The organism is Streptomyces sp. NPDC017202 (assembly GCF_044331705.1).
In the GTDB taxonomy this organism is placed as follows: Bacteria; Actinomycetota; Actinomycetes; order Streptomycetales; family Streptomycetaceae; genus Streptomyces.
Window position 1 is genome coordinate 300,038 of record NZ_JBIRNP010000008.1, and the last position, 25,506, is coordinate 325,543.

Genomic DNA, 25,506 nt, shown 5'->3' on the forward strand with positions numbered 1-25,506 from the left:
GCGGCCGTCAGGGCGCCGCGTCACCGCCGGTCAGGCCGGTTTCGGTGTCGCCGGTCCGGCCGGTGTCGCCCGTGCGGCCGATGCGGTCGACGTGCAGGACGTTGCCCCGGTCCTCGGCGTCCTCGCTGGGCCGGGCGGCGAACCAGGCGTCGAGGATCTCCTTCAGCAGCGGCTCCGAGGTCAGGCGCAGGCTGAGGGCGAGCACGTTCGCGTCGTTCCAGCGGCGGGCGCCCTCGGCCGTGGGCGCGTCGGTGCACAGGGCCGCGCGGACGCCGGGCACCTTGTTCGCGGCGATGGACGCGCCCGTGCCCGTCCAGCAGCACACCACGGCCTGCTCCGAGGTCCCGTCGGCCACCTCGCGGGCCGCCGCCTCCGAGCACACCGCCCACTGCGCGTCCGCACCGGGCCGCAGCGCGCCGTGCGGCACCACGTCGTGCCCTCGCCCGCGCAGTTCCGCGACGAGCGCGCGGGCGACGGGTTCGTCCATGTCGGAGGAAACGGAGATCCGCATGGTTCGGAGGGTACTGAGGCGGGGCGGGCGGCGTCACGCCGGGAAGGACGGGACGCACCGCCCCGGTCGGGGCAGCTCGGCCCGGCGACGGCCGGTCGGGGCGCTCCGCAAGAAGGGGCGGCCGGTCGCGCTCCGCAAGAGGGGGCGGCCGGTCGGGGCGCTTCGCAAGAGGGGGCGGGCGCCTCCGCGCGCAGCCTGTCCGGGCCCGGTGCGACCGCTCAGGCCTTCTCCCCGTCCGCCGCCGTCGCGGCGGGGAGTCCCACCGGGTTGCCGTCCGGAATGAGGCCCGACTCGCGGACCGCGCCGGCCAGCGGGGCGAGGAGGTGGCCGAGGCGGGCGGTGGCGTCGGGGCCCAGGGCCGTCCAGGGGGAGGCCGCCGCGGCGTCCGTCCCGGCCTCGACGGCCGCGCGGGCGGCCTTCCCGGCGGGGGTGAGCCGGCCGCCGTCGTCGAGCCAGCCGCGGTCGAGCAGTTCGGTCCGCGCCGCCCGCCACGCCGGGAGGTCCCACTTGCGGGTCTGCCGGAGCACCTCCTCGTCCGACTCGCCCGCCGCGCACTTCAGCGCCATCGCCGCGACCGGGCCCAGACCGTGGCCGACCAGGACGGCGATGTGCCCGTCGCCCCGGTGTTCGCGCAGCGTGGTGACCGCCTGCCAGAGCCTGACGTGCGGCTGCGCCGGCCGCGGGAGTGCCTGGTTGGCGGCGCCGAGGAGGCGTCCCGCCGTGTCGGCGGCCTGGGCGGCCTCCCAGGCGAGGTCGGCGGCCTCGGCCAGCGCGGCGGAACCGACCGTGTCCGGCCCCAGCACGCGGGTCATCGCGGCGTCCATGGCCCGCTCGCGTGCCGAGAGGACATCGGCCGGATCGGCGTACCGCCAGGCGTCGGGGACGGCACGCGCCACACGGTCGGGGTGGAAGACGTAGAAGGAACTGGTGACGACGGCGGCCGGAGCGGGGCCGAGGGGTGCGGCGCGGAACGCGAAGTAGCCCATCCAGAAGCCGCGCAGGCCGAGTTCGTCGGCGGCCGAGTGCGCCTCGGGGGCGAAGTAGACCAGGTCGTGGACGAGTTCGAACCGCTCCCACATCGCCCGCACGACTGCGCCGTCCACCACATGCCTCCCGGTTCGCGATCTCCTGCCCGCCGGGAGGCAGCATGCGCCATGACGACCACGGCGAACAAGCCCCGCCGGACCGCCCGGCGTCCGCGGGCGGCGCGACACGCGTCGGTCGGCCGCGGGCCCGGCGGGTCCGCGGCCGCCGTCAGGAAGGGCTCGCCCCCGGTTCCGGCCCGCTGCCCGTGCCCCTCAACTCCCGGAGGGAACCGCCGAGTCTGCCGCGGAACCGTTCCAGCGTCTCCGGTTCGCCGCTGACGACCCAGCGGGTGCCGACCAGGTACGTGCCGCCGTACACGCTCGCGGAGTCCAGCCACGTCTCCTTGAGCCGCTCCTCCGGGAACGTGGTGATGAGGTAGCCGCCGTCCGCGGTGGTGCACGCGCCCTGACGCAGTTCGTCGGCCTCGATGCGGATGTCGGCCTCGCAGCCGGTGAGTCCGGCGATCACCTCGACCTTCGCCGGGGCGACGACCCCGGCCGCGGGGGCGGCGGAGATCTTCGCCGGGTCGCTGTTCACCGCGACCTCCTCCGCGCCGCCGCCGCAGGCCGTGACGAGGGCGAGCGGAAGCAGGCCTGCGACGAGCGCGGCGCCCCGCGGGAGGCGGGCGGTGGTGGGGGTGCGGCCGGTGTGTGTCCGCCGCGGCTGCTGTGGCACGTGCCTCTCCGTCCTCCGGTCCGGGGCCGCGCCCGGCCGTCGGCGGCCGGGCGTACGACTGCCCAGGGGTACGGCCGGTTCCGGGAGGTTGTTCAACTCCCGCGCGCCGGACGGCCACCACCGCCGACCGGTCGCCCCGGACCCGGCGCCGATCGGCCACTTTCCCCGAGCCGTGCACCCGGCGCACGGCCGGTACCGCATGATGAGCGGGCCATGCAGCCGCCCGCGACGACACCACGGCCGCCGCTGCCCGTCCTGCGGGCCGCGGTGTTCGCCGTCGTCGGCACGGTGCTGGGGACCGGCGCGCACCACCTGCTCGCGGAGCGGCCGGTGCCGTGGGGGCGGGGCGCGACCGCGGCCGCCGTGCTGTTCGGCGTGGGACTGGCCGGCGCGCGCCGCCCGCGCCGTCCGGCCACGGTCGTCGTCGTGAGTGTCCTGGCGCAGTCCGGGCTGCACCAGTGGCTGACGCACACCGGGCACCCGCGGGCGCCGCTTGCCGCACACGTCCACGCCCCGCACGACGTTCACGCCGCCCGGCACGTGCGGCTGCACGACTCCCTGGCCATGACGGCGGCCCACGTCCTGGTCGCGGCGGGCGCCGCCGTCCTGCTGCACCGCGCGGACACGGTGTGCTGGTCGCCGGCGCGCGGGCTGACGGCCGCGCTCGACGCCGTCCGCGCCCGTCTGCTCCTCGGGGCGGCGCGACGCGTGGACTCCGCGTCCGGTGCGCCGGTCGCCCCCGTCGCGGCGGAGGGGGACCGGCTGCCCGCCTTCGGGCCGGTGCTGGCGCACGCGCTGGTCCGGCGGGGCCCTCCCCGGCCGAGGCCCGCCCTCGTCGACCGACCTCGTGGGGAAGCCCGTTCGGCGCTCGCCGTACGGCCCCCGCCACCTTCCCCTGCCTGGAGAGACCCATGTCCCGCATCACCCTGCCGCGCGGCGCGCGGCACCTGACCCTCGCGGTGGCCGCCGCGACGACCGCCGTCCTGCTGGCCGCCGTTCCGGCCGCCGCCCATGTCGAGGTCGAGTCGGCCGGCGCGCAGGCCCTCGCCGAGAACGTCCGGCTCACCTTCACGGCCGAGTCGGAGTCCGCCACCGCCGGCATCACCGAACTGCGGGTGGTCCTGCCCGAGGGCATCGAGCCGGCCGACGTGACCTACGGCGAGGGCCCGGCGGGCTGGGAGTTCGCCGCCACCGCCGACGGCTACCGCGTCGGGGGCCCGGCCGTGAAGGTCGGTGAGGACGTCGAACACTCGGTGGTGGTGAGGCAGTTGCCCGACGCGAAGGAGCTGGCGTTCAAGACGCTCCAGACCTACGGCGACGGCAAGGTCGACCGCTGGATCGAGCTGGGCGGGTCCGGCGACGACGACCACGGGCACGGCAACGAGGCGCCCGTCCTGAAGCTGAGGGCGGCCGCGCCCGGCGCGCACACCGTCAGCCCCTCCCCCAGCGTCCCGGCGATCCCCACGGCGACCCCGGCGCCGACGGCCGGGGAAACCGCCACCGACCCCTCCCCGCAGGCGGCCGACACCGCGGAGGACGACGAGGGGGGCCTGTCCGCGGGCGCCTGGACCGGCATCCTCGCGGCGGTCCTGGCCGTGGTGGCGGCCGCGGTGTTCCTCGTCCGTCGCCGGGGCGCAGCCCGGGAGTAGCCGACCGCGCACGCGGCCGAGGGCCCCCGCACACCCGTGTGCGGGGGCCCTCGGCCGGCCGCGCGGACGACCCGTCGGCCACGCCGCCTGTCCGCTCCCCGGCCTGCCGCTCCCCCGGCATGTCAGCCGTGCGGTGCCTGTCCGCTCACCCGGTGGTCGGCGTGGCTCAGCGCTTCCAGGACCAGGCGCCGCAGATGGCCGTCGCTGAGCCGGTAGTGGATGTGCCGGCCGTCGCGGCGGGTGTCCACGAGCCCGGCGAGCCGCAGCTTCCCGAGGTGCTGGCTGACCGCCGTCCGGGAGGCGCCGCAGCGTTCGGTGAGGGAGCCGACGTCCGACTCGCCCTGCGCCAGCAGCCACAGCAGGTGCAGCCGGGTGGCGTCCGACAGCATCGCGAACACCCCGGTGGCCTCGGCCAGCCGCGCGCTGTCGGGGGCCCGCAGGTGCACATCGGCCGCAGGTGGGACGGGGTGGCTGTCGGACATGGGGCCAGCCTAGAGCCATCCGTCCGCGGGGCGGTCATCCGCCCGGGGGACGACCGGGCGGCCGGGGATCGGGGGCGTCCGGGATCGCGTGCGTCCGGGATCGCGCACATGCCACTTCATCATGTGCACAGATGCGCACATGACAGCTACACTCGTGGCACCGACCCGGACCGCGCCGCCGAGGGGGCCTCCCGCATGCTCGCCGTCCTGCGCAACCGCAGCTACCGCCATCTCTTCGCCGCCCAGGTCGTCGCCCTGATCGGCACGGGTCTGGCGACCGTGGCCCTCGGGCTGCTGGCCTACGACATCGCGGGCGCCGACGCCGGTTCGGTGCTCGGCACCGCGCTCGCGATCAAGATGGTCGCGTACGTGGCGATCGCCCCGGCCGTGGGCGCGCTGGCCGACGGCCTCCCCCGCAAGGCCCTCATGCTGTCGGCGGACCTCACCCGTGCCGGGGTCGCCCTGCTGCTCCCTTTCGTCGACCAGGTGTGGCAGGTGTACGTCCTGGTCTTCGTGCTCCAGTCCGCCTCGGCCGCGTTCACCCCGGCCTTCCAGGCCGTCGTCCCCGAGGTGCTGCCCGAGGAGCGCGACTACACACGGGCGCTGTCGATGTCCCGGCTCGCGTACGACATGGAGAGCCTGTTCTCACCGGCCCTGGCGGCGGCCCTGCTGTCCGTCGTCACCTACAACCGGCTGTTCACGGGCACCGCCCTGGGTTTCCTCGCCTCGGCCGCACTCGTGGTGTCCGCCGTGCTGCCCCCGGTCCGCCCGGCGCGGGCGGGCGGTGCCCGCGCCCGGGCCGCGGCGGGCACCCGGCTGTTCCGCACCGTCCCCGCGCTGCGGGCGCTGCTCGCCCTCAACCTCGCGGTGGCCGCGGCGAGCGCCACGGTGACCGTCAACACCGTCGTCTACGTCCGCGGCCTCCTGGACCTGCCGACCGGCGCCGTGCCCCTCGCGCTCGGCGCGTACGGCGCCGGCTCGATGACCGTGGCCCTGGTCATGCCCCGGCTGCTCGACCGGGTGCCGGACCGGACGGTGATGGTGCGCGGGGCCGCGCTGCTCGGGGTCGTCTTCGCCGCGCTCGGTGCCGTCACCGGCGCGGGCGGCGGCGGTTGGCGGTGGCCCGCCCTGCTCTTCGTGTGGGCCGCCTTCGGTGCCGCCTGCGCGATGGTGCTGACGCCGACCGGACGGCTGATCCGCCGTGCGGCGCCGGCCGAGGCGCGGACGGCGGCCTTCGCGGCGCAGTTCTCGCTGTCGCACGGCTGCTGGCTGCTGACGTACCCGCTGGCGGGCTGGCTGGGAGCGACGGCCGGGCTCGGGTGGGCGGTGGCCGCTCTGGGCTCGATCACCCTGGGAGCCTCGCTGACGGCGGTACGGCTGTGGCCGGCGCCGCCGCCTCCCGCGCACGCGGACCCGCCCGCGGGGCACCCGCACCTGGCGCGTGCCCGAGGCGTACGGTCCGGCCGCCGGCACCGCCACGGCGCCCTCGCGGACGGGGCGCACGCCCGCCCGTAGGCCCCTGGCGGACGCGGCGGACGCGGTGGGCGCGGCGGACGCGGCGGGCGCCGGTCCGCAGTCCCCTCACGGACGGGGCGCACGCCCGCTCCCAAGACCCTCACGGACAGGGCGGACGCCGCTCCCGGCACTCGCGTGCACCGGCGTGCGCCCACTCCCGGCGCCCCCACCGGCACTCGCGTGCGCCGCTCCCGGCACCCTCGCACACGGCTCGTTCCGGGATGTTCTCGCGCGTTCCGGGTAGGGCTGCCCCAGGCAACCCGGAGGAGTCCATGCCCCCTGCGCCCCCTGCGACCCCTGCGACCCCAGCGACACGACGTGCGGCCCGCTGGACGGCCGTCGCCGCCGCACTCGTCCTCACCGGCGCCTGCGGCAGCGGCGACGACGGCGACGACGCGGCCCGGACGACGACGGCCCCGCCGCCCACCGGCTCCACGGCGGCACCGGCCTCCGCCGGCGGCTCCCCGCCGCCCACCGCGCAGTCCGCCACCCCCACGGGCACCGCCCCGGCGGACCCGGACGGCGCCGAACGGGACATCCGGGCCGCGTGGGAGACCCTCTTCGCCCCGGACTCCTCCGTCGACGACCGGAGCGGGGCGGTCGAGGACGGCCCCCAGAACGCCCTGATGATCGAGAACCTCTTCGCCGACCGCCTCGGTAGCCTTCTGCGCGCCACGGTGACCTCGGTGGCGTACACGACGTCCCAGGACGCCGCCGTCGGCTACGCCCTCACCCGCGACGGCCGGGCGCTGGGTCCCGGCGGGCCGGGTGCGGCCGTCCGGCAGGGCGACACCTGGAAGGTCGCGCTGCGCACGGTCTGCGCCCTGACCCGGTACGCCGAGGACGCGCCCAGGGCGCCGAGGTGCGACGAACCCGGATCGCCGTCGGCCACGGCGGGGGCGCGGCCGTAGGCCGTCCGTTCAGTCCTCGCGGCTCACCGCCGCGTCGAGCAGCGGGCCGAGTTCGCGGACCGCGCCCGTCAGCGCACGCACGTCCCGCTCGGCGCGGGCGATGAGGATCGCCCCCTCCAGGGCTCCGATCATGAGCGTGGCCAGCGGTGTGGACCGCTCCGGCGGGACACCCATGCCGGTCAGGGCGTCGGCCACGGCGCCGTTCCAGGCGGCGAACGCGGCGGACGCGGCCTCCCGCGTGGTCTCGACGGACTCGGCGCAGTCCACCGTGGCCGCGGCGACGGGGCAGCCGCCCGCGAACCCGGCCGACTCGTACTCGTCGGTCCACTGCCGCACCATCTCGCCGAACAGGGCGCTCGGCGTCGGCTCGGGCAGCGCGGCCAGGAACCGGGTCACCCGGTCGGCCGCGTAACGGCCGGCCCAGGCCAGCGCCTCGTTGACCAACTGCTCCTTGCCACCGGGGAAGTAGTGCTGGAGCGAGCCCCGGGGCGCCCGCGCGTGGGCGGCCACCTCGCGCATCCCGGTCGCGCCGACGCCGTCGCGCCGGATGAGCTGGGCCGCGCTGAAGACCATCCGCTCACGCGGCCCCCGTCCGGACGGCGCCATGGTCGACCTCCAGGATGTCGCGACTGACCGGCGCCCACTCTATGACAGCCGTCATGGGAGCACCTACCATGACGGCTGTCATAGTCGCCGGCCCAGGGCGACGGCAATGGCTCCGCCTCGGCACGGGCCAGGAAAGGCAGCACATGACGTACACCGGTTTCCTCGGTCTCGGAGTCATGGGGCAGCCCATGGCACTCAACCTCGCCCGGGCCGCGACGCCCCTCCTCGTGTGGAACCGCACCCCCGGCCGCTGCGAGCCCCTGCGCGCCGCCGGGGCCGAGGTCGCGGCGAGCCCCGCCGAGGTCTTCGAGCGGGCCGGCACGGTGATCCTCATGCTGGCCGACGAGACGGCCGTCGACACCGTCCTCGGCCGCGGCACCCCGGACTTCGCCGCCCGCGTCGCCGGACGCACCGTCGTGCACATGGGCACGACCGCGCCCGAGTACTCCGGCGGCCTGCGGGACGACATCCTGGCCGCGGGCGGCCGTTACGTGGAGGCGCCGGTCTCCGGCTCGCGGGTCCCGGCGGAGCGGGGCGAGCTGGTCGCCATGCTGGCCGGGGACGACGACGCGGTGGCGGCCGTACGCCCGCTGCTCGCCCCGCTGTGCCGCGAGACCTTCGCGTGCGGTCCGGTCCCGGGCGCGCTGCTGATGAAGTTCTCGGTGAACCTCTTCCTCATCACCCTGGTCACCGGTCTGGCCGAGGCCTTCCACTTCGCCGACCGGCACGGACTGGACCGGCGCCTGCTGCGGGACGTCCTGGACGCGGGCCCGATGGCCAGCGGGGTCTCCCGGGTGAAGGCGCCCAAACTGCTGGACCGCGACTTCACCGTCCAGGCGGCGGCCGCCGACGTCCTGAAGAACAACCGCCTGATCGCGCGGGCCGCCCGCGCGGCGGGCCTCGCCTCCCCGCTCCTCGACGTCTGCCACGCCCTCTACGGCGAGACCGTCGAACAGGGCCACGGCGACGAGGACATGGTGGCCGTCCTGCACGCGCTGGAGGCCCGCACCCGGGGCTGAGGGGGCACCCGGCACCGCGCGCCGCGCCCCGCTGCCGTACCCGCGATCCCCTTCCTCGGGGCTCTCTTCCGCTTCCTCATGCGCGGCTCCCCACCGCACGCCTCCCCCACTCGCCCGTGACGGCCGTACCGCTCGAACGGTGTCCTCGCCCCCCGGGAGCCGGACCCGGCGGGCTTCACCGCGGCAGCAGCCGCAAGGTGTGCAGGGCGGTGCCCAGGTCGGCGAGAGCGGCCGGGTCGGACAGTGACCGTCCCGTCAGCTCCTCGATGCGCCGCAGCCGGTAGCGCACCGTGTTGGGGTGGACGTACAGCCGTTTCGCCGCCTCCGCCGCGGCGCCGCCCGCGGTGAACCACTGCCCCAGGGTTTCGAGCAGGCGCGCCCGCTCCGCGACGGGCACGGCCAGCACCGGACCCAGAACGACCTCCACCAGACGTCCCGCCTCCGCCGGCGCCGCCGCCACCAGCATCGCGAGCGGGCTGTCGTCGAAGCGGGCCACGCCGGGGCCGTCGCCCGGCACACGGTTGAGGGCGAGCCGGGCGAAGCGCAGGGCCTGCGGTGTGTCGCGCAGCGAGTCGAAGAGCGGGCTGACGCCCACCCGCGCGCCGTGACGACGCAGCAGGCGCAGGCCCACCGCCTCGGCGCCGGAGTGCCCCAGCGAGAGCACTCCGATCTGCACGTCGGGCAGCAGCCGCCAGGCCGACGGGACATGGGCCTCACGCAGCGTCCCCTCGATCCCCGGCAACGACTCCTGTCCGGGATCCGGTACGGCCGCGGCCACCACCGCATAGGGCCCACGCTCACTCAGGCCGAGTTGGCCGGCCGCCTCCCACAGCGTCGTACGATCTGCCAGAGCCCCGGTGAACAGCGCCTCGACCAGGGCGGAGCGGCGTGCTTCGCGGCGCAGTGCCAGATCCGCGCTGGTCTCGCGGTAGGAGGCGGCCACGGCCTCGGCGTACCGGCCGGACAGCGCCCACACCTGCGACGAGCCCGCCACCAGTTGGGCGTCCGTGACCCCGGGATGCCGCCGGGCCTCGTCGATCATCGCCGACCAGAGGTACTCGAACCCCACCCGGAAGGCGTGCAGGGTGTCCGGCAGGGGAACGCCCTGCTCGGCACGCAGGTGGCCGGTCTCGTGCGCGGACCGTACGTCCGCCTCCGTGCCGAAGGCGAGGTGCCCGAGCACCATGTCGGCGTTGGCCGTGCAGGAATCGCGCAGTGAGGCGTAGGGGATCAGCGTCTCGTCGGTGTACGACTCGACGTCGGCGCGAATACGTCGCGCCATGGTCTCGCCCAGTTCCGGCAGGCGCACACGCAAGGCCGCAGCCACCTCCGAAAGTCCCATACGCGCAGCCTAAGGCCCATTGATTGTCCCCGGTGACAAATGAGCGGCGCGGCTGCTGTCCCCCGTGCCATGGACCCGTCCGGCCCCCGGCGTGACCATTCCCGCAGCGACGACGGCGGGACCCGTGTGTCGCAAGCGGGATGCAAGGAGGCATCATGACCAATCTGGCGGAATTCCTGGTGGACACGGCACGTCGGCAGCCCGAGCGGCCGGCGCTGCGCCTGAACACGGCGACCACCACCTACGCCGAACTGGACCGGCTGAGCGCCCAGGCCGCGGCGCTGTTGCGCACCGAAGGCCTGCGCGCCGGAGACCGCGTCGCTCTCATGCTGCCGAACGTGCCCGAATTCGTCGTGCTCTACTACGGCATCCTGCGTGCCGGGGGCATCGTGGTGCCGATGAACCCGCTGCTCAAGGCTCGGGAGACCGAGTACCACCTGCGGGACTCCGGCGCCCTACTGCTCTTCGAGTGGTACGCGGCCCCCGGTGAGGGGGCGCAGGGCGCGGCCGCCGCCGGGGTGCGGCACATCCCGGTCGAACCCGCCGCCTTCGCGGCGGAGCTGGCGCCGCTGGAGCCGCACCACGACACCGCCGCGGTGGCCGGCGACGACATCGCCGTCCTGCTGTACACCTCCGGCACCACCGGACGTCCCAAGGGAGCCGCGCTCACCCACGCGGGACTGCGCCACAACACGGAGGTCAACGTCACCGACGTGCAGCGGCTCACGCCCGAGGACGTCATCGTGGGGTGCCTGCCGCTGTTCCACATCTTCGGCCAGACCTGCACGATGAACACGGCGGTCCTCAGCGGCGCCTCCCTCACCCTCATCCCGCGTTTCGACCCGGCCGTCGTGTTCGAAGCCATCGCCCGCGACGGGGCGACCGTGTTCGAGGGGGTGCCCACGATGTACGCGGCTCTCCTCCAGCACCCGGCAGGCGCCGAGGCCCAGGTCTCCACCCTGCGCATGTGCATCTCGGGCGGCGCTTCCCTGCCGGTGGAACTGCTGCACGGGTTCGAGCGCCGCTTCGGCTGCGCCGTGCTGGAGGGCTTCGGCATGTCCGAGACCAGCCCGGTCGTCTCCTTCAACCACGCCGACCGCCCGCGCAAGGCCGGATCCATCGGCACCCCCATCCGTGACGTCGAGGTCCGACTGCTCGACGACGACGGTCGGGACGTGACTCCCGGCGAGGTCGGCGAACTGGCCGTGCGCGGGCCGAACGTGATGAAGGAGTACTGGAACCGCCCGGAGGAGACCGCGGCCACGGTGCCCGACGGCTGGCTGCGCACCGGCGACCTGGCCCGGCAGGACGAGGACGGCTACCTCTTCGTCGTCGACCGCAAGAAGGACCTCATCATCCGGGGCGGGTACAACGTCTACCCGCGCGAGATCGAGGAGGTGCTGCACGAGCACCCGGCGGTCGCCCTCGCCGCCGTCGTCGGGGTTCCCGACGAACGGCTCGGCGAGGAGGTCGCCGCCGCGGTCGTCCCGCGCGCGGGGGCCGAGGTGACGGCCGCGGAACTGCAGGAGTTCGTGCGGGAGCGGGTGGCCGCGTACAAGTACCCGCGCCGGGTCTGGCTGACGGACTCGCTGCCGATGGGACCGAGCGGCAAGATCCTCAAGCGGGAGATCGCCGCCCCCCTCTCCTGAGGAGCGCGTGGTCCCGCCCGCGCACCGCGGGTCCGGTTTCCCGCAGGTCCTCGCGGCGTCGCGGGGATCACCCTCCGGCGTCGAGGAGTGCGGCGATCTCACGGACCGCGTCGCGAGCCGGCCGTCCGACACCGATGAGCGTGGCGGAGGCGGGACCCGTCCAGTCGCCGTAGCCGAGAAGGTGCAGTCGAGGGTCCTCCAGGCAGCGGGTGCCCCGGGTGGCGATGTGGCCACGTGAGCCGCGCAGGCCCAGGGGCGACAGGTGCGAGAGGGCCGGCCGGAAGCCGGTGCACCAGATCACCACGTCGGCGGGCGTCCTCGTGCCGTCGGCCCGGACGACGCCGTCGCGGTCGAGGCGTACGAACATGGGTGACGCCTTCAGCAGCCCGGCGTCCCGGGCCTCGCGCACCGGCGGTACGGCGACGATGTCGCCCAGCGCGGCGACGCCCCCGGTGTCGGTGCGGCCCTCGTCGAGGGCGCGGCGGCGGGCGGTGGCCGCGTCGAACAGGGCGCGGCCGTCGATGTCGTCGGCGAGGAAGCGGGGCGGGCGCTGGGTCACCCAGGTCAGTTCGGTGTGGTGCACGAGGTCGGCGGCGATCTGCGCGCCCGAGTTGCCGCCGCCGACGACGATCACGCGCCGGCCCTCGAAGTCCCGCGGCCTGCGGTAGGAGACGGTGTGCAGTTGTCTGCCCCCGAAGTCCTCGCGTCCCGGGACGGCGGGGAGGAAGGGGCGCCACCAGGTACCGGTCGCGCTGATCACCGCGCGTGCCTGCCAGGTGCCGGAGTCGGTGTCCACGCTCAGCAGCCGCCCGCCGTCGCGCACGCCGAGCACCTTGACCGGCCGCCGCACGGGCAGGTCGTACCGCTTCTCGTAGTCGCTCAGGTACGCCACCACGTGCCCGGCTTCCGGGTACTCCTCGCCCGGTTGCGCCGGCATGAGGCGGCCGGGGAGGGAGGAGAAGGCGGCCGGGGAGAACAGGTGCAGCGATTCCCAGGTGTGCTGCCAGGCCCCGCCGGGAGTGGGCTGGGCGTCGAGGACGACGAAGTCCAGGCCCTGGCGGCGCAGGTGGTAACCGGCGGCGAGCCCTGCCTGGCCGCCGCCGATCACCACCACGTCGGTGTGCCGCGTCATGTCGCCCGCGCCGCCCCGCACGTCGTGCACGTCCTGCACCGAGCGGTGCAGGACGTGGCCGTGCCGGTCGCTCCCCGTACGGGGCCGTCGAAGCGGCACATCAGCTCTCCTGCGGGGCGGGCGTCAGCCGCTGCGCGGCGTCGAACTTCCGCCGCCAGGCCAGCGAGACGTAGACGAGGGCGACCAGGACCGGGACCTCGATGAGCGGTCCGACGACGCCGGACAGGGCCTGCCCGGAGGTGACGCCGAAGGTGGCGATGGCGACCGCGATGGCCAGTTCGAAGTTGTTGCCGGCCGCGGTGAAGGCGAGGGTGGCGGTGCGGTCGTAGGCCAGGCCGATGGCCTTGCCGAGGGCGAACGTGCCGAACCACATCACCGCGAAGTACACCAGCAGCGGCACGGCGATGCGGGCGACGTCGAGCGGCTGCGAGGTGATGGTCTTCCCTTGCAGGGCGAAGAGGATGACGATCGTGAAGAGCAGGCCGTAGAGGGCCCAGGGGCCGATCTTCGGCAGGAAGTTGGACTCGTACCGCTCGCGGCCCAGCTTCTTCTCGCCGAGGCGGCGGGTGAGGAACCCGGCCAGCAGGGGGATACCGAGGAAGACGACGACGTTCAGGGTGATCTTCCCCATGGAGATGTCCAGGTGCTCGCCGTCGCCCAGGCCCAGCCGGCCCGGCAGGAGGTCGAGGTAGAACCAGCCGAGCAGGCCGAACGCCAGGACCTGGAAGACCGAGTTGAGGGCCACGAGCACGGCGGCGGCCTCGCGGTCGCCGCAGGCCAGGTCGTTCCAGATGATGACCATGGCGATGCAGCGGGCGAGCCCGACGATGATCAGGCCGGTGCGGTACTCGGGCAGGTCCGGCAGGAAGATCCACGCCAGCGCGAACATCACCGCCGGGCCGACGATCCAGTTGACGACCAGCGACGAGATCATGAGCGGCTTGTCGCCGGTGACGGCGTCGAGCCTGTCGTAGCGGACCTTGGCCAGGACCGGATACATCATGATCAGCAGGCCGACGGCGATCGGCAGGGAGATGCCGCCGATCTCGACCTTCGCCAGGGCGTCGTCCAGCCCGGGGACGAGCCTGCCCAGGCCGAGGCCGAGGGCCATGGCGACGAGGATCCAGACGGCGAGGAAACGGTCGAGCGTCGACAGCTTCGCGACGACCGAGGACTCTTCGGTGGTCGCGGCTGCTTCGGTGGGGGTCACGGACAGGCCCTCTTGTTGTCGGCGGCATGACGAGCGGACTCGGCCAGTTCGGCGAACTGGCCGGCGAGCCGGGCGATGACATCCGGGCGCAGCTTGTAGTACAAGTACCGGCCGCACGGCTCCGTCTCGACCACCCCGGCCTCGCGCAGCACCCTCAGGTGGTTGGAGATGTTGGTCTGCTTCGCACCGGTCTCCTCGATCAGGTGCGTGGAGCAAAGCGTCTCCTCGGCGAGGAGGGTGACGATCCGGAGGCGGAGCGGGTCGGCGAGGACCCGCATCAGATCAGTGTCGACTGACGTCATCATGGACTGATATTTTCACATCAGTGGTGGCTGACACCACCTGGCGCTGAACTCATCCGCGCCTGATGCCGCCGTGAGACAAGAGAGACCTCCTGATGTCCGACAAGCCCTCCGTGCTCTTCGTCTGCGTCCACAACGCCGGCCGTTCCCAGATGGCCGCCGCGTGGCTGACCCACCTGGCCGGGGACCGCGTCGAGGTCCGTTCCGCCGGTTCCAACCCGGGTGCGCACGTCAACCCGGCCGCCGTCGAGGCCATGCGCGAGGTCGGCATCGACATCTCCGCCGAGGTCCCGAAGATGCTCACGGTCGACGCCGTCAAGGAGTCGGACGTCTGCATCACCATGGGCTGCGGCGACACCTGCCCGGTCTTCCCCGGCAAGCGCTACCTGGACTGGCAACTGGAGGACCCGGCGGGCCAGGGCGTCGAGGCCGTGCGTCCGATCCGCGACGAGATCAAGGTGCTGGTCGAAGGCCTGATCGAGGAGATCGCGCCCGCGCCTCGGGCATGAGCACGGCGACCGACACGGCCACGGACACACGTGACGTCATCGTCATCGGCTCCGGCCCCGCCGACTGCACCGCCGCCCTCCACACCGCCCGCGCCTCGCTGAAACCGCCGGCCCCCGAAGGCGCGGTCACCGCCGCCGGAGCCGGTCGCCCGCACCGGCCCACCCGGAATGCCGCCCACGTGACCTTCACCGCCGCAAGGTCGATACTGCCTCTGTAGGGCTCCGGTCGGCATGCCGTCGATCGGCCGCAGAATCTGACACGGCGTCACCGAGGTCGGCGTCGAGTCGGCGTCAGCACCGCCACCACCTGCTCCCGACCGCTGCGGACCACCAGGATCGAGAACCACCCGAACAACTCTGACCAGCGAAAACACAGGCCGAAGACCACCTGCTGAGCTCATTAGGAGATCTCCATGAGGCGGCCGATGAACCGGTGCTCTTCGTGCCGCATGCTCGTCGTGGTCATCGGGGCCTCGCGGTGGTCGTGGACGGGCGGCCCGGGGCGTCTGCGACGGGGGTGCGTAGACACCCCGGGCGGCGGCAACTCCGGTTGAGGTCAGAGTATTTGCCGCTGCCAGTCAGTCAACGATCACTGACGGCTGTGCGACCATCACGCATGCGGCACCCGCATACCCGTATCCGCGCCATGCATACGCGTGAGCGGCGACGGCCGTGAGGACTCGTAGCGTGGAAGGTGCATCGTGCAGCACGAGGCGGAAGTACGGGAGGCGTCCCGCAGCGACGGCACCGGTCCTGACCGCCTTACCCACCGCCCCCGACGGCGCTACCGGCGGGCAGACCGCCGCCCTGCGGCTGTCCACCGCCGCCTACCGGCGGCTCGACGCCTCCACCCCCTCCCAGGACCTCGAAGAGGTCGTACAGGCGCACCTGCGGCTCATCCAGAACACCGCCCGCACCGCCGGTGAGGAGCAGCGTGTGCGGCTGGCTGCCGTCGGCAGCGAAGCGGCCGGCCTCGCCGGATGGCTGGCCTGGGACATGGGCAACCACGGTTCCGCCCGCGCCCGGTACGGAGCCGCCGTCAACGCGGCCAGATCCGCGGGGGATCGGCTGCTGACCGCCTACCAGATCGGCAGCCTCGCCCAGTTCGAGGCGCACGCCGGCAACGGCATCCAAGCGCTCAACCTGGTAGGCCGCGCCCGCCGTGCGCTGCCTGCTCGCCGTGTGGGACGGCAAACCGGCCCGCGGATACGGCGGCACCGCCGACGTCGTCGCCTACGCCGAACGGACCGGCGTCGCGGTGCGGGTGCTGTGGCCCGACGGAGCCTCCCGCTGACTACGGGCAGCAGCCCGGGGTCAGACGCGGCCGCACACAGCGGCCAGGTGGTGGGACGTACGGGATGTCCCCCCGCTGGCAGATTCAGGGCGGGCGTCCGCGCGGAACCGGGCGGCGCCGACCGCGATCATCCAGCCGTCGGGAGGCTTCCGTTGTTGTGCGGGTGCCCGCTCCCACGGTGGCACCGTGTAGTGCGTCGGCCAGGTACCGGGCATGAGGCAACGGCCGCAGCACGCCGCTGTCTGCACCCGTACCGCTGCCGTTCTGGCGCAGTCTGCTGATCCTGCCGTCTGCGCACCGCATGTTGAGCGCACATTCCGCGCACGAACCGCCTACAGAAGGCGTTCGCCCGGCCACTCCCCATCGGACCATACGCCTGCGGGATCTCCTCGGCCCCGACGTCCCGCGCAGGGCCCTGTCGCGGTGAAGGACGGGGCCCTGGACGGAGGGCAGCGCCGAAGGCCAGCGTGATCACTCCTGGGTGAAGTGCCACATCTGTGAGGTGGTTGCCGAGTCGGGGTGGGGAAGCTCGCGCAGCGGTGCGTAGTTGTCGTCCCCGTACAGGCCGGTGACAGCGAGGTCCTCGTTCAGGAAGGGCGACAGGACCCACCGTGCGGGGTTTTCGTCGGTGGACCTGAGGATCCACCATTGGGATTTGTTCGTCGTGCACGCGGCCAAGTACACCGAGGCCCCGGCCTCGCCTGTCCTGGCATCGGCGCAGTTCCCGGTACGGGCGCTCTTCCAGTGGAAGATTCCGGGACGGCCGTTCACCTGCTCGAACTGGAATGTGCGCGGGAAGGGATGATCCTGCCGGTAGTAGACCTGCAGGAACGTGCCGGCGTTGCCGACTGAGCTGTCCCGGGTTTCGTAGAGTCCGGTGATCTTGTTTCAGGCGGACTGTTGGGTGGCTTTCTGTTGTCGCCACCAGTCGCGTTCGTACTCGGCGGGCGGTACATAGTCGAGGGCGGAGTGGAGCCGTTCCTCGTTGTACCAGGTGACCCACTGGAAGATCGCCCGTTCGACCTGGTCGAAGCCGGTCCAGGGGCCTTGCATCTCGATCAGTTCGGCCTTGAAGGTGCCGTTCAGCGCCTCGGCCATCGCGTTGTCATACGAGTCCGCGACCGAGCCGACGGACGCGGCGGCCCCGATCTCGGCGAGCCGGTCGGTGTAGCGAATCGACACGTATTGCGACCCTCTGTCGCTGTGATGGATCAGCCCGGAGTCCTTCTTGATTCGCCTCCTCCACAGCGCCATCTCCAGCGCCTCCAACGGGAGTTCGGTCCGCATGTGGTTGGCGACCTGCCAGCCGACGATCATCCGGGAGAACACGTCCAGGACGAACGCCACATACACCCAGCCCGTCCAAGTGCGGACATACGTCATGTCCGCCACCCATAGCTGGTCCGGCCGGGATGCGGTGAAGTCGCGGTCGACCAGGTCCGGCGGGCGGGGTGCCGACGGCTCAGGCACGGTGGTCCGCCGCCGCTGACCGCGGATGACGCCCTCCAGGCCCAGCTCGTCCATCAACCGCTCGACGGTGCAGCGGGCCACCTGCACGCCCTTGCGCTTGAGCGCGCGGGTGATCCGGCGGACGCCGTAGGTGCCGCCGGACTCGGCATGGACCTGTTCGATCAGCGGCATGAGCTGCTCGTCACGCAGCCGGCGGGCCGACTTCGGCCGCTTCTTGCGCGCGTAGTACGCCGACTCGGACAGCCCCAGCACCCGGCAGGCGAACCCGACCCCGAGGCCCTTGCCCCTGAGGTGCTCGATCACCTGGTCGGCCTCGTCCGGGGACGGTCGAGTTCCGCCGCAAAAAACGCGCTCGCGGCTTTCAGAATCTCGTTCGCCCGCCTCAACTCCGCGTCCTCACGGCGGAGTTGCCTCAGTTCTTCCTGCTCTGCGGTGGTCAGCCGGTCATCGCGTTCACCGGCGTCCGACTCAGCCTGGCGCACCCACCCGCGCAGGGCCTCCTTGTGGATGCCCAGGTCCTTCGCGACGTGCGCGATCGGACGGCCGGTGGTGCGGACTTCGCGGACGGCCCGCTCGCGGAGCTCGTCCGGGTACTTACGTGGTGCTGGCACTGCTCGTAGTTCTCCTTCGGGCCAGGATCATAAGCCTGACTTCAGGGACTCCACCAAACCGGGGTCAGCTCACCGGCCCCGAGTACCTGCCCTGTCTGTTCGACCGCCCACAGCAACAAACTTGACGCGCTAACCACGTGAGGTGTCTACGGTCGGCCGAACTCGCCGTCGCACAGGAGGGCGCTCACACTGCCGTGCCACGGCTGCATGCGGAGATGGGCCCGAGGGCCGCCGACTGCGGCTGGCCGGGAACTTGCTCAACCGCACAGCAGGCAGCTTCTGGGAGACCTCTTCACCGAACTGCTCGAGCGGCGCCAGAAGTTGGCCTTGTAGACCAGCGTCCACTCGCTGCCCGGGTCGGCGGCATATTCGGCAACCGCAGCCCGGACGGCAAGCTCCCTGGACTCCACAGGGCCTCTCACCTCACCTTGTGCACCAAACAATCACATATGATTCTTCAACTATGAACTATGTGGGGGGCGCGCCTAAATGAGACGTTCGTCGACGTCAACTGCTTTCATCGCAGGCCCAGACCTCGTCGGTCACTCACCCTCCGACCCGGACTGCACTTCGGCCGAGCACCAGGACGGGCTGCCTCAGCAGGGCTGGGAGAAGTGACGTGAGACTTTCTTTCAGCCGAAAGCGCCTGTTCATCCTGCTCGCCTGCGTCTTGGTCGTTGCCGGCCTGGGCATCGGATGGGCCATATTCAGCGGCAACGACGGGCCGCCAGAGTGCGCGAAACACGGGGACTCCATGTCTGGTACGACCAAAGAGGGCCGCCGCCAGATCATCGAATGCTCGGCGCAGGTCAGTGAGTGGTGCCACTCGCACCACCCCGAGGACCCGTCCGACTGCACTCGTGCCGTCACGAACGATGGAGATGGCCGAAACGTGAGCAAGAACAAGAATCCTGCTCGCGATACCGAGACTGCTCCGTCCGTCACGTTGTCCCTGACACCCTTGCAGCAGGCATTCGAGAAGAATCGAAGGGCTCTGTACGACTGGTACGAAATGGGACTTGAACCCATAGACATCAAGATCACGAAGATGGAGTTGAAGCCTGACGACTACGTGTACATCACGGTCAACCTGGCGTCGGACGACGGACACGGCGAGGGCAAGGATGCCGCACTGAGCACCTTCAACTCGTACCACCAGGAAGACTTCCAAACGACGCTGAAGCACATGACCGAACTGAAGCAGGTCAAGGGCATCAAGACGTTTTACTCGGATGGCAAGCCGATCCATGCGCCGGACCTACAAGTCAACCCCTGACCTGGCATGAGGAAAGGACCCATCCCCGTAAGCGGGGTGAGGCCGAAGCCCTGGGACCTGCTGCTGGTGTGCGGCGGACTGCTCGCGAGGACCTCGGCGTACAGGCGCGGGCCGCGCGGCCGCCCGCGGCGCCGTGCAGGGTGCCCGAGGTCTTGCCATACAGCTCGCCCCACACGCCCAGGGCTTCCTCCTGGGCGGCGCCGAGCTTGACGCCCATCAACCGCTCGGCTACCACCGCGGCCCGGCCGCGGTGGTAGCCGCCCGGTCGGGCCAGCTTCTCGCGCAGCGCCTCGGCCGCCGCACGCACCCGCTCCCACACCTCCTCAACGCCCGCAGCGCCGGCGGACGTGAGGGCTGGCGGGCCAGCCAGTGTGCAGGGCGCGGCAGTTGCGGCGGCACCAGCGGCGGCCAGCGTGCCCGCTCCCGGCACGGTGTCGTCCCGGCCAGCCAGAGCGCCGCTGGCGGCAATTCCGAGGGCGAGGACGGCATCCACGGCGTCGAGCAGATCGGTGGCCGCGGACTTCAGGCCCACCGGCGCGGCCGGAGCGCCCGGCAGGCTCAGCAGGGCGTCCGCGGCGCTCCGCAGGCACGACGGCGTTGTCACGTTGGCTGGCCGGCCTGGGATGATCTTGGAGTTGGTTGTGCCGGGGAGGGGTTCGCTCGTGTCATCCGCGTCGCCGTCGTACAAGGGGCACCGGTACCCGGTCGAGGTGATCGCGCACTGCGTGTGGCTGTACTTCCGTTTCCCGCTCAGCTTCCGCGAGGTCGAGGAGCTGATGCTCGAGCGCGGCGTGCTCGTCTCCCACGAGACGGTCCGGCGCTGGTGCGCGAAGTTCGGGCAGATCTACGCGAACGGCCTGCGCCGCCGACGGCCCCGGCCGGGCGGCAAGTGGCACCTGGGCGAGGTCTTCGTGAGGATCAACGGTGAGTTGAAGTACCTGTGGCGGGCCGTGGACGCCGACGGCACCGTCCTGGACATCCTCGTGCAGAACCGGCGGGACAAGGCCGCGGCCAGGCGCTTCTTCCGCCGCCTGCTGAAGACGACCCGCCCGGTGCCCCGAGTGATCGTCACCGACAAGCTGCGCTCCTACCGAGCGGCCCACCGCCAGGTCATGCCCTCGGTCGAGCACCGCTCGCACAAGGGCCTGAACAATCGGGCCGAGAACAGCCACCAGCCCACCCGGCAGCGCGAACACGCCATGAAAGGCTTCCGCAGCGTCGGCGCAGCCCAGCGGTTCCTGGCCGCATTCAGCGGCATCTCACCCCACTTCCGGCCCCGCCGCCACCTGATGACCGCCCCCGGCTACCGAGCCGAGATGACCCTCCGCTTCGCCATCTGGGACCAGATCACCCGCGCCGCCGGCCAGCCCGCCGAGGCCTGAGCACCGGCCCGGAACCCGGCCCCTCCCCACACCCCGACGCGCCGCCAGAGACCCACGCACCCAACAATGTGACAGCGCCCCACACACACGTGTGCGTCGCACTGACGCACGTGATGCCCGCAGCGCGTCGCCGCACGTTATACGGAGGCGACGCGCGTTCATGTCGCGGTGGCTCCGCCGGGCGGCTCCGTCGTGATCCTCTTCTTGTAGGCGTCGATCTTCCTTTCCAGAGCCGCCAGGTGCCGGTTCACCTCGGCGAGGCGTTCGAGTACGGCTGCGTGGTGCTGTTCGAGCAGTGCCAGGCGGTCGTGCTCGTCGGCACCGTTCCTGTAGGCGGCTGCGTACTCGCGCATCTCCTGAACACTCATGCCGGTACCGCGGAGCATCACGACACCGGCGAGCCAGCTCAACGAGGCCGCGTCATAGCGACGCCAGCCGTCCGGGCCGCGCCCGGGCGCCGGAGCGATACCTTCCTTCTCGTAGTAGCGGATCGTGTCGATGGTGACACCGAGGGTGGCGGCGGCGGCGCTGATGGTCAGGCCGACATCGGGGACGTCCGGTGGTGGAGGCGGCATGCGCGCCATTCTCCTATTTGACATGGTGCGCACACCAGGGTCGAAGCTGGACGTGCCCGGTCACCGCTGGGCTCACAGCCGGAAGGGACTCTCCATGAAGCAGACCGCGCTGGGCTCGCAGGGCCTCACGACCTCGGTAATCGGCCTCGGATGCATGGGCATGAGCGCGTTCTATGGCGGCGCCACCGACGACGGCTCCGTCGAGACGATCCGGCGTGCGCTCGATCTCGGCGTGACCATGTTCGACACCGCCGAGGCCTACGGCCCGTTCACCAATGAAAAGCTCCTCGGCCGCGCTCTCGGCAGGGATCGCGACAGGGTGACCGTGGCCACGAAATTCGCCATCGAGTTCGACGACGACGGCACACCCCACGGCCCGAACGGGTCGCCCGCATACGCGCGCCGGTCGCTCGACCGGTCGCTGCGGCACCTCGGGACCGATCACATCGACCTCTGGTACCTCCACCGCGTCGACCCCGGTACACCGATCGAGGAAACCGTAGGGGCGATGGGCGAGGCCGTCGAGGCCGGCAAGGTGCGCTACATCGGGGTCAGCGAGACGTCCGCCGAAACCCTTCGACGCGCGCACGCGACGTTCCCGATCACCGCGATCCAGTCCGAGTACAGCCTGTTCGAACGCGATGCCGAACACAACGGCGTTCTCGACACCGCCCGGGAACTCGGCATCGGCTTCGTCCCGTTCTCACCCCTCGGACGCGGATTCCTCAGCGGCGCCATCACCCGGAAAGAAGACCTGCCCGAGGGCGACGCGAGGCGAAACCTCCCCCGGTTCTCTGACGAGGCGATCGAGGCGAACCTCCGGATCGTCGACGCACTGCGGACGATAGCCACGCGGAAGGGCATCACCCCGGCGCAGCTCGCGCTGGCCTGGGTGATCCAGGCGGGCACGACGCCGATCCCGGGCACCACCAAGCCGAGCCGGATGCAGGAGAACGCCGCCGCAGCAACCGTGGACCTGACCGCCGAGGAACTCGCCGAGATCGACCACGCTTCACCCCACGGGGTGGCCACCGGGGCACGCAACACCGAAGCGGGAATGGCCCGCGACCGAGGATAGAACAGGTCAGTGAAGAGGCCCGGGAAGACCGCTGCTACAGCCCGAGCAGAGGCGCTGTCACGTTGTTGAGCACGTGGGTATCTGATTGTTGGGCACGTGGGTATCTGACGTGGTGCCAGGGTGTGGCTGGTTCAGGCCTTCAGTCCTGATTCAAGCTGCGGTGGGCTGGCCGACGGTGCCGGTGATCTGGTCCCAGATCACGAAGCGGAGAGTCATCTCGGTGCGGTGGTCGGGGGCATTCATCAGGTGCCGTCGGGGCGGAAGCGGGGCGAAATGCCGCTGAAGGCAGACAGGAACCGCTGGGCTGCGCCGACGCTGCGGAAGCCCTTCCTCGCGCGTTCGCTTTGCCTGGTGGGCCGGTGGGTGTTCTCGGCCCGGTTGTTCAGGCACTTCGACCGCCGGTGCTCGGCGGAGGGTACGACCTCGCGGTGGGCCGCGCCGTAGGAGCGAAGCTTATCGGTGACGATCACCCTGGGCACCGTGCGGGTCTTTGTGAGAAGACGGCGGAAGAAGCGCCTGGCCGCAGCCTTGTCCCGCCGCTTCTTCACGAGGATGCCGAGGACGTTCCCGTCCTGGTCGACAGCCCGCCACAGGTGCGGCAACCGCCCGTCGATCAGGACTGTCAGATGGCGCGGGGCGGCGCATGGATCGGCCACGGCGAATTCGCCCCAGTGGCCGCTGGCCCTGCGCATCAGGCCCGTTCACCAAAAATTGCGGCACGCGCAATAGCTTCCGGAGAAAGGGAGTTGAGCATGCGGGAGGTTGTGCGGGCCGAGGCCGGTGTCCGGTATGGACCGCACGAGCACCGCACGTCTGGCTACCGTGTCCAGCACCTGCCCGCCGCATCGGCTGCTGCGGAGCGGTGCCACGGATGATGGTCGGCGCCCGTCGGGGAAAGGCCTCAAGGGAGCAGAACGTGAACAGACAAGACCGCGCGGACGCGGTGGACCGGGAGATGGCCGCATCTCTGCTGCCCGATGTCGCTGTGCGGCCACTGGGGGAGCGAGAACGCGTCGGCTCATGCGGACGGGACGCCCGGCGCGCACACGGTGCGCTACACCCCCGGCCGGTGGGCGCAGATCGCTCCGTGGCCTTCGGCGCTGGCTCCCGCCTCCTGCGGCGGCGACGCCGGGGTCAGCCGGGCGGAGGTGGTCTCGGCCGTCGCAGACGCGCTGCGGCGTGAGGCCTTCAAGGAAGCCCTGGTCGCGACCTACGTGTGGGGCAAGGGCAAGCGCGGCACTCTCGGCGGCAGTGGTCCGGCCACCCTGCACAAGATCCTGACCGCCGAAGGGCTGGATGCGGCACTGGTCCGTGCGGTCACCACGTTGAGCGAGCACAGCGCGAAAGCTGCTTACGCCGGGCTCCAGGGCCTCCTTCCCGAGTTCGGTCCGTCGTTCTACACCAAGTTCCTGTACTTCGTCGGCAAGACGGTTGTGTCGGCAACCGGCCCCAGCCGCTCGTCCTCGGCCGGGTTCTGGCCCGGCGTCTGCGGTACCTGGCCCAAACCCTCGGCCGGGAGAGCGGCCACGACCCTGATGGCTCGATCGCCTGCTAGGTCTGGCGGGATGGGAACTGGTCACCCCACCGCTACGCGGTCTACCTCTCCTTCATGCACGCCGCCGCCCGTCAACTGGCCGCCGGCAGCAGCTGGCAGTCCGAGGCATCGCCCGACCTGCTCGAATACGCCCTGTTCACCACCACATGGCAGGCCTCCGGCTGACGGCACAGCCCAGGAAAAGGGGGCATGCGCCCTTTTTCCCGGGCGGCGTCTACGTGAGGACCGCACGGTGGTGCCTTCATCGGTCCAGTCACCGTCGAACAAGGCGGCGACCAGGCGCTGGTGCTGTCAGGACGCCGGAGCGGAGGCAGCAAGCTGCCGGTCGGTCTCGGCCGCCATCGTCGCGATGGTGGCCTCCAGACGCTGAGCCGACCGGGGAAGGAGCCTGGGGCCGCGCTGCCAGCCCCGGGAGCCGAAGACCGCCCACACCGGGTCGGTGAGCTCGGTCAGCAGCTCGGCCTTCCGGTTGTCGCCGCGCTCGGAGATCACCACCGCGCGGGCATGCGCCACATACGTCCCGATCATCTCGCGCAGGACCGCCGAGGGCCAGGTCGGCGCGCAGGTCTCGACGTTGTCGACCATCCACTCGGTCGCCTCGTCGAGCTGCTTCACCCACCGGGTCCGCCCCGCACGGACGCAGGCACGCATCTCCTGCGTCCATCCCAGGGCATCGGCGGCCGGCTCCTGCACCGCCCGCAGCCGGGCCCCCGCCGAGACAATCCTGAGCATCGACGCCAGGAACGTGTCCCGGGCCTGGTGGAGCTCTGCGATCCTGTGCTTGCGGGCCTCCAGCCGCGGCACCACGAGCCACCCGGCCCCCGCGGCTAACGGGTCCTGATGAAACAGGCCACCCCGCCGTTCTCGTCGGGCGTGGCGTGCGCGCACGCCGTCTCCCACCCTTCAGGGAGCGACGGGGTCGGGCCGGACTTCTCCCAGGCGGGTCGCTGCGGCTCTTCCGGGTCCTGCCACCACAGGGTCAGCCCGCCCGCCACGGCCACCAGGACCAGCCATACCGCCACCGCCCACCGCCATAACCGGCGGCGGCTCGTCACCGCCACGGCTGCACCTCGACCACCGCGTCCACCGGAATCGGGCCGTACACGTGCGGGAACTTCTCGGCCCCGGCCTCCGGGGCCTCGTACGTCACCGGCACGTCCAGCCGCGCAGGGTCCACGACAAGCACCACCAGGTCGTCGGGGCCCTCGCGGGAGCCGTACAGGAAGGCCGCCGCGGCGGGGAGCTGGGCGCGCGTCGAGCAGTGGACGAAGCCCTCCTGCTCGAGGGTGCGGCCACGCGTCGACATCCGGTACGTGCCGTGTGCGCGAGCCTCGTCCCACAGGGAGCGCTCGGTGAGGTGGAGGATGTGCGTGGGACCGGGCATGGGCCCACGCTACGGCCTCAGCCGTCACCGCCTGGACAATTCCGGCCCCTGCAGGCTCTGTTGCGGTGCTGTCCGCCGTCTTCGCCAGCGAAGGAGTTCCCGCCGCGGCGTACGGCAGGTGCTCCTCCCGGGTGGAGAGGGCCCGCGCGTTCAGCGGAGCCTGGCCGTGCGCTAGGTGTATTGACCCATGAGGTTGGGGACGCGGCTGGCGGGTGGTTGGCCCTTCAGCGCGGTGTGTCCGCGGTGGTGATTGTAGGTGTGCAGCCAGCTGGGGAATGCCTCG

General features: G+C 72.1%; 28 protein-coding genes and 5 pseudogenes. 14 read left to right on the plus strand and 19 right to left on the minus strand.

The window, feature by feature from the left end:
* Positions 1-7: 7 nt before the first annotated feature.
* From ACH4N1_RS18620 to ACH4N1_RS18630, 3 genes are all read right to left on the minus strand, one after another.
* The gene (locus ACH4N1_RS18620; protein ID WP_398098307.1) at positions 8-511 is read right to left on the minus strand and encodes an RpiB/LacA/LacB family sugar-phosphate isomerase; all 504 of its coding nucleotides are present in this window, start codon (positions 509-511) and stop codon (positions 8-10) included.
* 218 nt (positions 512-729) lie between these two features.
* Positions 730-1,614, minus strand: coding sequence for a hypothetical protein (locus ACH4N1_RS18625; RefSeq protein ID WP_398098309.1), 885 nt, complete (start codon positions 1,612-1,614; stop codon positions 730-732).
* A gap of 151 nt (positions 1,615-1,765) precedes the next feature.
* Positions 1,766-2,272, minus strand: coding sequence for a hypothetical protein (locus tag ACH4N1_RS18630; protein ID WP_398098310.1), 507 nt, complete (start codon positions 2,270-2,272; stop codon positions 1,766-1,768).
* Positions 2,273-2,485: 213 nt separating this feature from the next.
* Between ACH4N1_RS18630 and ACH4N1_RS18635 the strand changes: the two genes are divergently transcribed.
* Entirely contained in the window at positions 2,486-3,223 is a 738-nt protein-coding gene (locus ACH4N1_RS18635) for a hypothetical protein (protein ID WP_398098312.1), read from the plus strand.
* Positions 3,184-3,921: a DUF1775 domain-containing protein gene (locus tag ACH4N1_RS18640; protein WP_398098314.1), complete on the plus strand. Its 738-nt coding sequence runs from the start codon at positions 3,184-3,186 to the stop codon at positions 3,919-3,921. Before ACH4N1_RS18635 ends, ACH4N1_RS18640 begins: the two co-directional genes overlap by 40 nt.
* 122 nt (positions 3,922-4,043) lie before the next feature.
* Here ACH4N1_RS18640 and ACH4N1_RS18645 read toward each other — a convergent pair whose 3' ends face one another.
* Positions 4,044-4,403: an ArsR/SmtB family transcription factor gene (locus ACH4N1_RS18645; protein WP_398098315.1), complete on the minus strand. Its 360-nt coding sequence runs from the start codon at positions 4,401-4,403 to the stop codon at positions 4,044-4,046.
* Between the two features lie 195 nt (positions 4,404-4,598).
* Between ACH4N1_RS18645 and ACH4N1_RS18650 the strand changes: the two genes are divergently transcribed.
* A complete protein-coding gene (locus ACH4N1_RS18650; protein ID WP_398098317.1) occupies positions 4,599-5,918 on the plus strand; it encodes an MFS transporter in 1,320 nt (439 codons plus the stop codon).
* 272 nt (positions 5,919-6,190) lie between these two features.
* Positions 6,191-6,829 (plus strand): hypothetical protein, encoded by a 639-nt coding sequence (locus tag ACH4N1_RS18655; RefSeq protein ID WP_398098318.1) that lies wholly within the window; start codon positions 6,191-6,193, stop codon positions 6,827-6,829.
* A 9-nt stretch (positions 6,830-6,838) separates the two neighbouring features.
* Here ACH4N1_RS18655 and ACH4N1_RS18660 read toward each other — a convergent pair whose 3' ends face one another.
* Positions 6,839-7,435 (minus strand): TetR/AcrR family transcriptional regulator, encoded by a 597-nt coding sequence (locus tag ACH4N1_RS18660; RefSeq protein ID WP_398098319.1) that lies wholly within the window; start codon positions 7,433-7,435, stop codon positions 6,839-6,841.
* Between the two features lie 143 nt (positions 7,436-7,578).
* Here ACH4N1_RS18660 and ACH4N1_RS18665 point away from each other — a divergent pair, with 143 nt between their 5' ends.
* The gene (locus tag ACH4N1_RS18665; RefSeq protein ID WP_398098321.1) at positions 7,579-8,454 is read left to right on the plus strand and encodes an NAD(P)-dependent oxidoreductase; all 876 of its coding nucleotides are present in this window, start codon (positions 7,579-7,581) and stop codon (positions 8,452-8,454) included.
* A gap of 175 nt (positions 8,455-8,629) precedes the next feature.
* On the opposite strand, the gene ACH4N1_RS18670 is transcribed toward ACH4N1_RS18665, so the two are convergent.
* Positions 8,630-9,796, minus strand: coding sequence for a PucR family transcriptional regulator (locus ACH4N1_RS18670; RefSeq protein ID WP_398098323.1), 1,167 nt, complete (start codon positions 9,794-9,796; stop codon positions 8,630-8,632).
* A 155-nt stretch (positions 9,797-9,951) separates the two neighbouring features.
* Between ACH4N1_RS18670 and ACH4N1_RS18675 the strand changes: the two genes are divergently transcribed.
* A complete protein-coding gene (locus ACH4N1_RS18675; RefSeq protein ID WP_398098325.1) occupies positions 9,952-11,445 on the plus strand; it encodes a long-chain fatty acid--CoA ligase in 1,494 nt (497 codons plus the stop codon).
* A 67-nt stretch (positions 11,446-11,512) separates the two neighbouring features.
* On the opposite strand, the gene ACH4N1_RS18680 is transcribed toward ACH4N1_RS18675, so the two are convergent.
* From ACH4N1_RS18680 to ACH4N1_RS18690, 3 genes are all read right to left on the minus strand, one after another.
* Positions 11,513-12,577, minus strand: a complete 1,065-nt coding sequence (locus tag ACH4N1_RS18680) for an ArsO family NAD(P)H-dependent flavin-containing monooxygenase (protein ID WP_398098375.1) — start codon at positions 12,575-12,577, stop codon at positions 11,513-11,515.
* A 100-nt stretch (positions 12,578-12,677) separates the two neighbouring features.
* Positions 12,678-13,787 (minus strand): ACR3 family arsenite efflux transporter, encoded by a 1,110-nt coding sequence (gene arsB, locus ACH4N1_RS18685; RefSeq protein ID WP_398098326.1) that lies wholly within the window; start codon positions 13,785-13,787, stop codon positions 12,678-12,680.
* Positions 13,784-14,092: an ArsR/SmtB family transcription factor gene (locus tag ACH4N1_RS18690; RefSeq protein ID WP_398098328.1), complete on the minus strand. Its 309-nt coding sequence runs from the start codon at positions 14,090-14,092 to the stop codon at positions 13,784-13,786. Before ACH4N1_RS18690 ends, arsB begins: the two co-directional genes overlap by 4 nt.
* 92 nt (positions 14,093-14,184) lie before the next feature.
* Here ACH4N1_RS18690 and ACH4N1_RS18695 point away from each other — a divergent pair, with 92 nt between their 5' ends.
* The gene (locus ACH4N1_RS18695; RefSeq protein WP_398098329.1) at positions 14,185-14,598 is read left to right on the plus strand and encodes an arsenate reductase ArsC; all 414 of its coding nucleotides are present in this window, start codon (positions 14,185-14,187) and stop codon (positions 14,596-14,598) included.
* A complete protein-coding gene (locus ACH4N1_RS18700) occupies positions 14,595-14,816 on the plus strand; it encodes a hypothetical protein (protein ID WP_398098377.1) in 222 nt (73 codons plus the stop codon). The genes ACH4N1_RS18695 and ACH4N1_RS18700 overlap by 4 nt, the downstream gene beginning before the upstream one ends.
* Positions 14,817-15,360: 544 nt before the next feature.
* On the opposite strand, the gene ACH4N1_RS18705 is transcribed toward ACH4N1_RS18700, so the two are convergent.
* Positions 15,361-15,732, minus strand: coding sequence for a hypothetical protein (locus ACH4N1_RS18705; protein WP_398098332.1), 372 nt, complete (start codon positions 15,730-15,732; stop codon positions 15,361-15,363).
* Between the two features lie 28 nt (positions 15,733-15,760).
* Between ACH4N1_RS18705 and ACH4N1_RS18710 the strand changes: the two genes are divergently transcribed.
* Entirely contained in the window at positions 15,761-15,892 is a 132-nt protein-coding gene (locus tag ACH4N1_RS18710; protein ID WP_398098379.1) for a hypothetical protein, read from the plus strand.
* 471 nt (positions 15,893-16,363) lie between these two features.
* Here ACH4N1_RS18710 and ACH4N1_RS18715 read toward each other — a convergent pair whose 3' ends face one another.
* Positions 16,364-16,663: a hypothetical protein gene (locus ACH4N1_RS18715; RefSeq protein WP_398098333.1), complete on the minus strand. Its 300-nt coding sequence runs from the start codon at positions 16,661-16,663 to the stop codon at positions 16,364-16,366.
* 117 nt (positions 16,664-16,780) lie between these two features.
* Positions 16,781-17,973 (minus strand): annotated as a pseudogene (locus ACH4N1_RS18720) (IS3 family transposase).
* 619 nt (positions 17,974-18,592) lie between these two features.
* Between ACH4N1_RS18720 and ACH4N1_RS18725 the strand changes: the two are divergent.
* A complete protein-coding gene (locus ACH4N1_RS18725; RefSeq protein ID WP_398098335.1) occupies positions 18,593-19,249 on the plus strand; it encodes a hypothetical protein in 657 nt (218 codons plus the stop codon).
* Here ACH4N1_RS18725 and ACH4N1_RS18730 read toward each other — a convergent pair.
* Positions 19,239-19,937 carry a hypothetical protein gene (locus ACH4N1_RS18730; RefSeq protein WP_398098381.1) on the minus strand — a complete coding sequence of 233 codons (699 nt, stop codon included), beginning with the start codon at positions 19,935-19,937 and terminating at the stop codon, positions 19,239-19,241. The two genes, ACH4N1_RS18725 and ACH4N1_RS18730, sit on opposite strands and share 11 nt — an antisense overlap.
* On the opposite strand from ACH4N1_RS18730, the gene ACH4N1_RS18735 reads away from it, so the two are divergent.
* Positions 19,873-20,631 carry an IS6 family transposase gene (locus tag ACH4N1_RS18735; protein ID WP_398098336.1) on the plus strand — a complete coding sequence of 253 codons (759 nt, stop codon included), beginning with the start codon at positions 19,873-19,875 and terminating at the stop codon, positions 20,629-20,631. The two genes, ACH4N1_RS18730 and ACH4N1_RS18735, sit on opposite strands and share 65 nt — an antisense overlap.
* A 158-nt stretch (positions 20,632-20,789) precedes the next feature.
* On the opposite strand, the gene ACH4N1_RS18740 is transcribed toward ACH4N1_RS18735, so the two are convergent.
* Positions 20,790-21,206 carry a MerR family transcriptional regulator gene (locus ACH4N1_RS18740; protein ID WP_398098337.1) on the minus strand — a complete coding sequence of 139 codons (417 nt, stop codon included), beginning with the start codon at positions 21,204-21,206 and terminating at the stop codon, positions 20,790-20,792.
* A 94-nt stretch (positions 21,207-21,300) separates the two neighbouring features.
* On the opposite strand from ACH4N1_RS18740, the gene ACH4N1_RS18745 reads away from it, so the two are divergent.
* Entirely contained in the window at positions 21,301-22,284 is a 984-nt protein-coding gene (locus ACH4N1_RS18745) for an aldo/keto reductase (protein ID WP_398098339.1), read from the plus strand.
* Between the two features lie 150 nt (positions 22,285-22,434).
* Here the strand turns inward: ACH4N1_RS18745 and ACH4N1_RS18750 are convergent.
* A pseudogene (locus tag ACH4N1_RS18750) lies at positions 22,435-22,904 on the minus strand (transposase); the annotation flags it as partial.
* A 357-nt stretch (positions 22,905-23,261) separates the two neighbouring features.
* Here ACH4N1_RS18750 and ACH4N1_RS18755 point away from each other — a divergent pair.
* Both ACH4N1_RS18755 and ACH4N1_RS18760 read left to right on the plus strand, forming a co-directional pair.
* Positions 23,262-23,699 (plus strand): annotated as a pseudogene (locus ACH4N1_RS18755) (hypothetical protein); the annotation flags it as partial.
* 155 nt (positions 23,700-23,854) lie between these two features.
* A pseudogene (locus ACH4N1_RS18760) lies at positions 23,855-24,004 on the plus strand (hypothetical protein); the annotation flags it as partial.
* Positions 24,005-24,130: 126 nt separating this feature from the next.
* On the opposite strand, the gene ACH4N1_RS18765 reads toward ACH4N1_RS18760, so the two are convergent.
* From ACH4N1_RS18765 to ACH4N1_RS18780, 4 genes and pseudogenes are all read right to left on the minus strand, one after another.
* Positions 24,131-24,571: a hypothetical protein gene (locus ACH4N1_RS18765; RefSeq protein ID WP_398098341.1), complete on the minus strand. Its 441-nt coding sequence runs from the start codon at positions 24,569-24,571 to the stop codon at positions 24,131-24,133.
* A 95-nt stretch (positions 24,572-24,666) separates the two neighbouring features.
* Positions 24,667-24,861 (minus strand): hypothetical protein, encoded by a 195-nt coding sequence (locus tag ACH4N1_RS18770; RefSeq protein ID WP_398098343.1) that lies wholly within the window; start codon positions 24,859-24,861, stop codon positions 24,667-24,669.
* 29 nt (positions 24,862-24,890) lie between these two features.
* Positions 24,891-25,223, minus strand: a complete 333-nt coding sequence (locus ACH4N1_RS18775; protein ID WP_398098344.1) for a DUF952 domain-containing protein — start codon at positions 25,221-25,223, stop codon at positions 24,891-24,893.
* 171 nt (positions 25,224-25,394) lie between these two features.
* A pseudogene (locus tag ACH4N1_RS18780) lies at positions 25,395-25,506 on the minus strand (IS481 family transposase); the annotation flags it as partial.

Bases quoted from the DNA above. Each gene is read 5' to 3' on its own strand.
- ACH4N1_RS18640 (WP_398098314.1), top strand. From the start codon at position 3,184: ATGTCCCGCATCACCCTGCCGCGCGGCGCGCGGCACCTGACCCTCGCG.
- ACH4N1_RS18645 (WP_398098315.1), bottom strand. From the start codon at position 4,403: ATGTCCGACAGCCACCCCGTCCCACCTGCGGCCGATGTGCACCTGCGG.
- ACH4N1_RS18740 (WP_398098337.1), bottom strand. From the start codon at position 21,206: ATGCCGCCTCCACCACCGGACGTCCCCGATGTCGGCCTGACCATCAGC.
- ACH4N1_RS18675 (WP_398098325.1), top strand. From the start codon at position 9,952: ATGACCAATCTGGCGGAATTCCTGGTGGACACGGCACGTCGGCAGCCC.
- ACH4N1_RS18635 (WP_398098312.1), top strand. From the start codon at position 2,486: ATGCAGCCGCCCGCGACGACACCACGGCCGCCGCTGCCCGTCCTGCGG.
- ACH4N1_RS18695 (WP_398098329.1), top strand. From the start codon at position 14,185: ATGTCCGACAAGCCCTCCGTGCTCTTCGTCTGCGTCCACAACGCCGGC.
- ACH4N1_RS18660 (WP_398098319.1), bottom strand. From the start codon at position 7,435: ATGGCGCCGTCCGGACGGGGGCCGCGTGAGCGGATGGTCTTCAGCGCG.
- ACH4N1_RS18690 (WP_398098328.1), bottom strand. From the start codon at position 14,092: ATGATGACGTCAGTCGACACTGATCTGATGCGGGTCCTCGCCGACCCG.
- ACH4N1_RS18650 (WP_398098317.1), top strand. From the start codon at position 4,599: ATGCTCGCCGTCCTGCGCAACCGCAGCTACCGCCATCTCTTCGCCGCC.
- ACH4N1_RS18700 (WP_398098377.1), top strand. From the start codon at position 14,595: ATGAGCACGGCGACCGACACGGCCACGGACACACGTGACGTCATCGTC.
- ACH4N1_RS18745 (WP_398098339.1), top strand. From the start codon at position 21,301: ATGAAGCAGACCGCGCTGGGCTCGCAGGGCCTCACGACCTCGGTAATC.
- ACH4N1_RS18775 (WP_398098344.1), bottom strand. From the start codon at position 25,223: ATGCCCGGTCCCACGCACATCCTCCACCTCACCGAGCGCTCCCTGTGG.
- ACH4N1_RS18665 (WP_398098321.1), top strand. From the start codon at position 7,579: ATGACGTACACCGGTTTCCTCGGTCTCGGAGTCATGGGGCAGCCCATG.
- ACH4N1_RS18655 (WP_398098318.1), top strand. From the start codon at position 6,191: ATGCCCCCTGCGCCCCCTGCGACCCCTGCGACCCCAGCGACACGACGT.
- ACH4N1_RS18735 (WP_398098336.1), top strand. From the start codon at position 19,873: ATGATCTTGGAGTTGGTTGTGCCGGGGAGGGGTTCGCTCGTGTCATCC.
- ACH4N1_RS18670 (WP_398098323.1), bottom strand. From the start codon at position 9,796: ATGGGACTTTCGGAGGTGGCTGCGGCCTTGCGTGTGCGCCTGCCGGAA.
- ACH4N1_RS18765 (WP_398098341.1), bottom strand. From the start codon at position 24,571: ATGCTCAGGATTGTCTCGGCGGGGGCCCGGCTGCGGGCGGTGCAGGAG.
- ACH4N1_RS18680 (WP_398098375.1), bottom strand. From the start codon at position 12,577: ATGACGCGGCACACCGACGTGGTGGTGATCGGCGGCGGCCAGGCAGGG.
- ACH4N1_RS18620 (WP_398098307.1), bottom strand. From the start codon at position 511: ATGCGGATCTCCGTTTCCTCCGACATGGACGAACCCGTCGCCCGCGCG.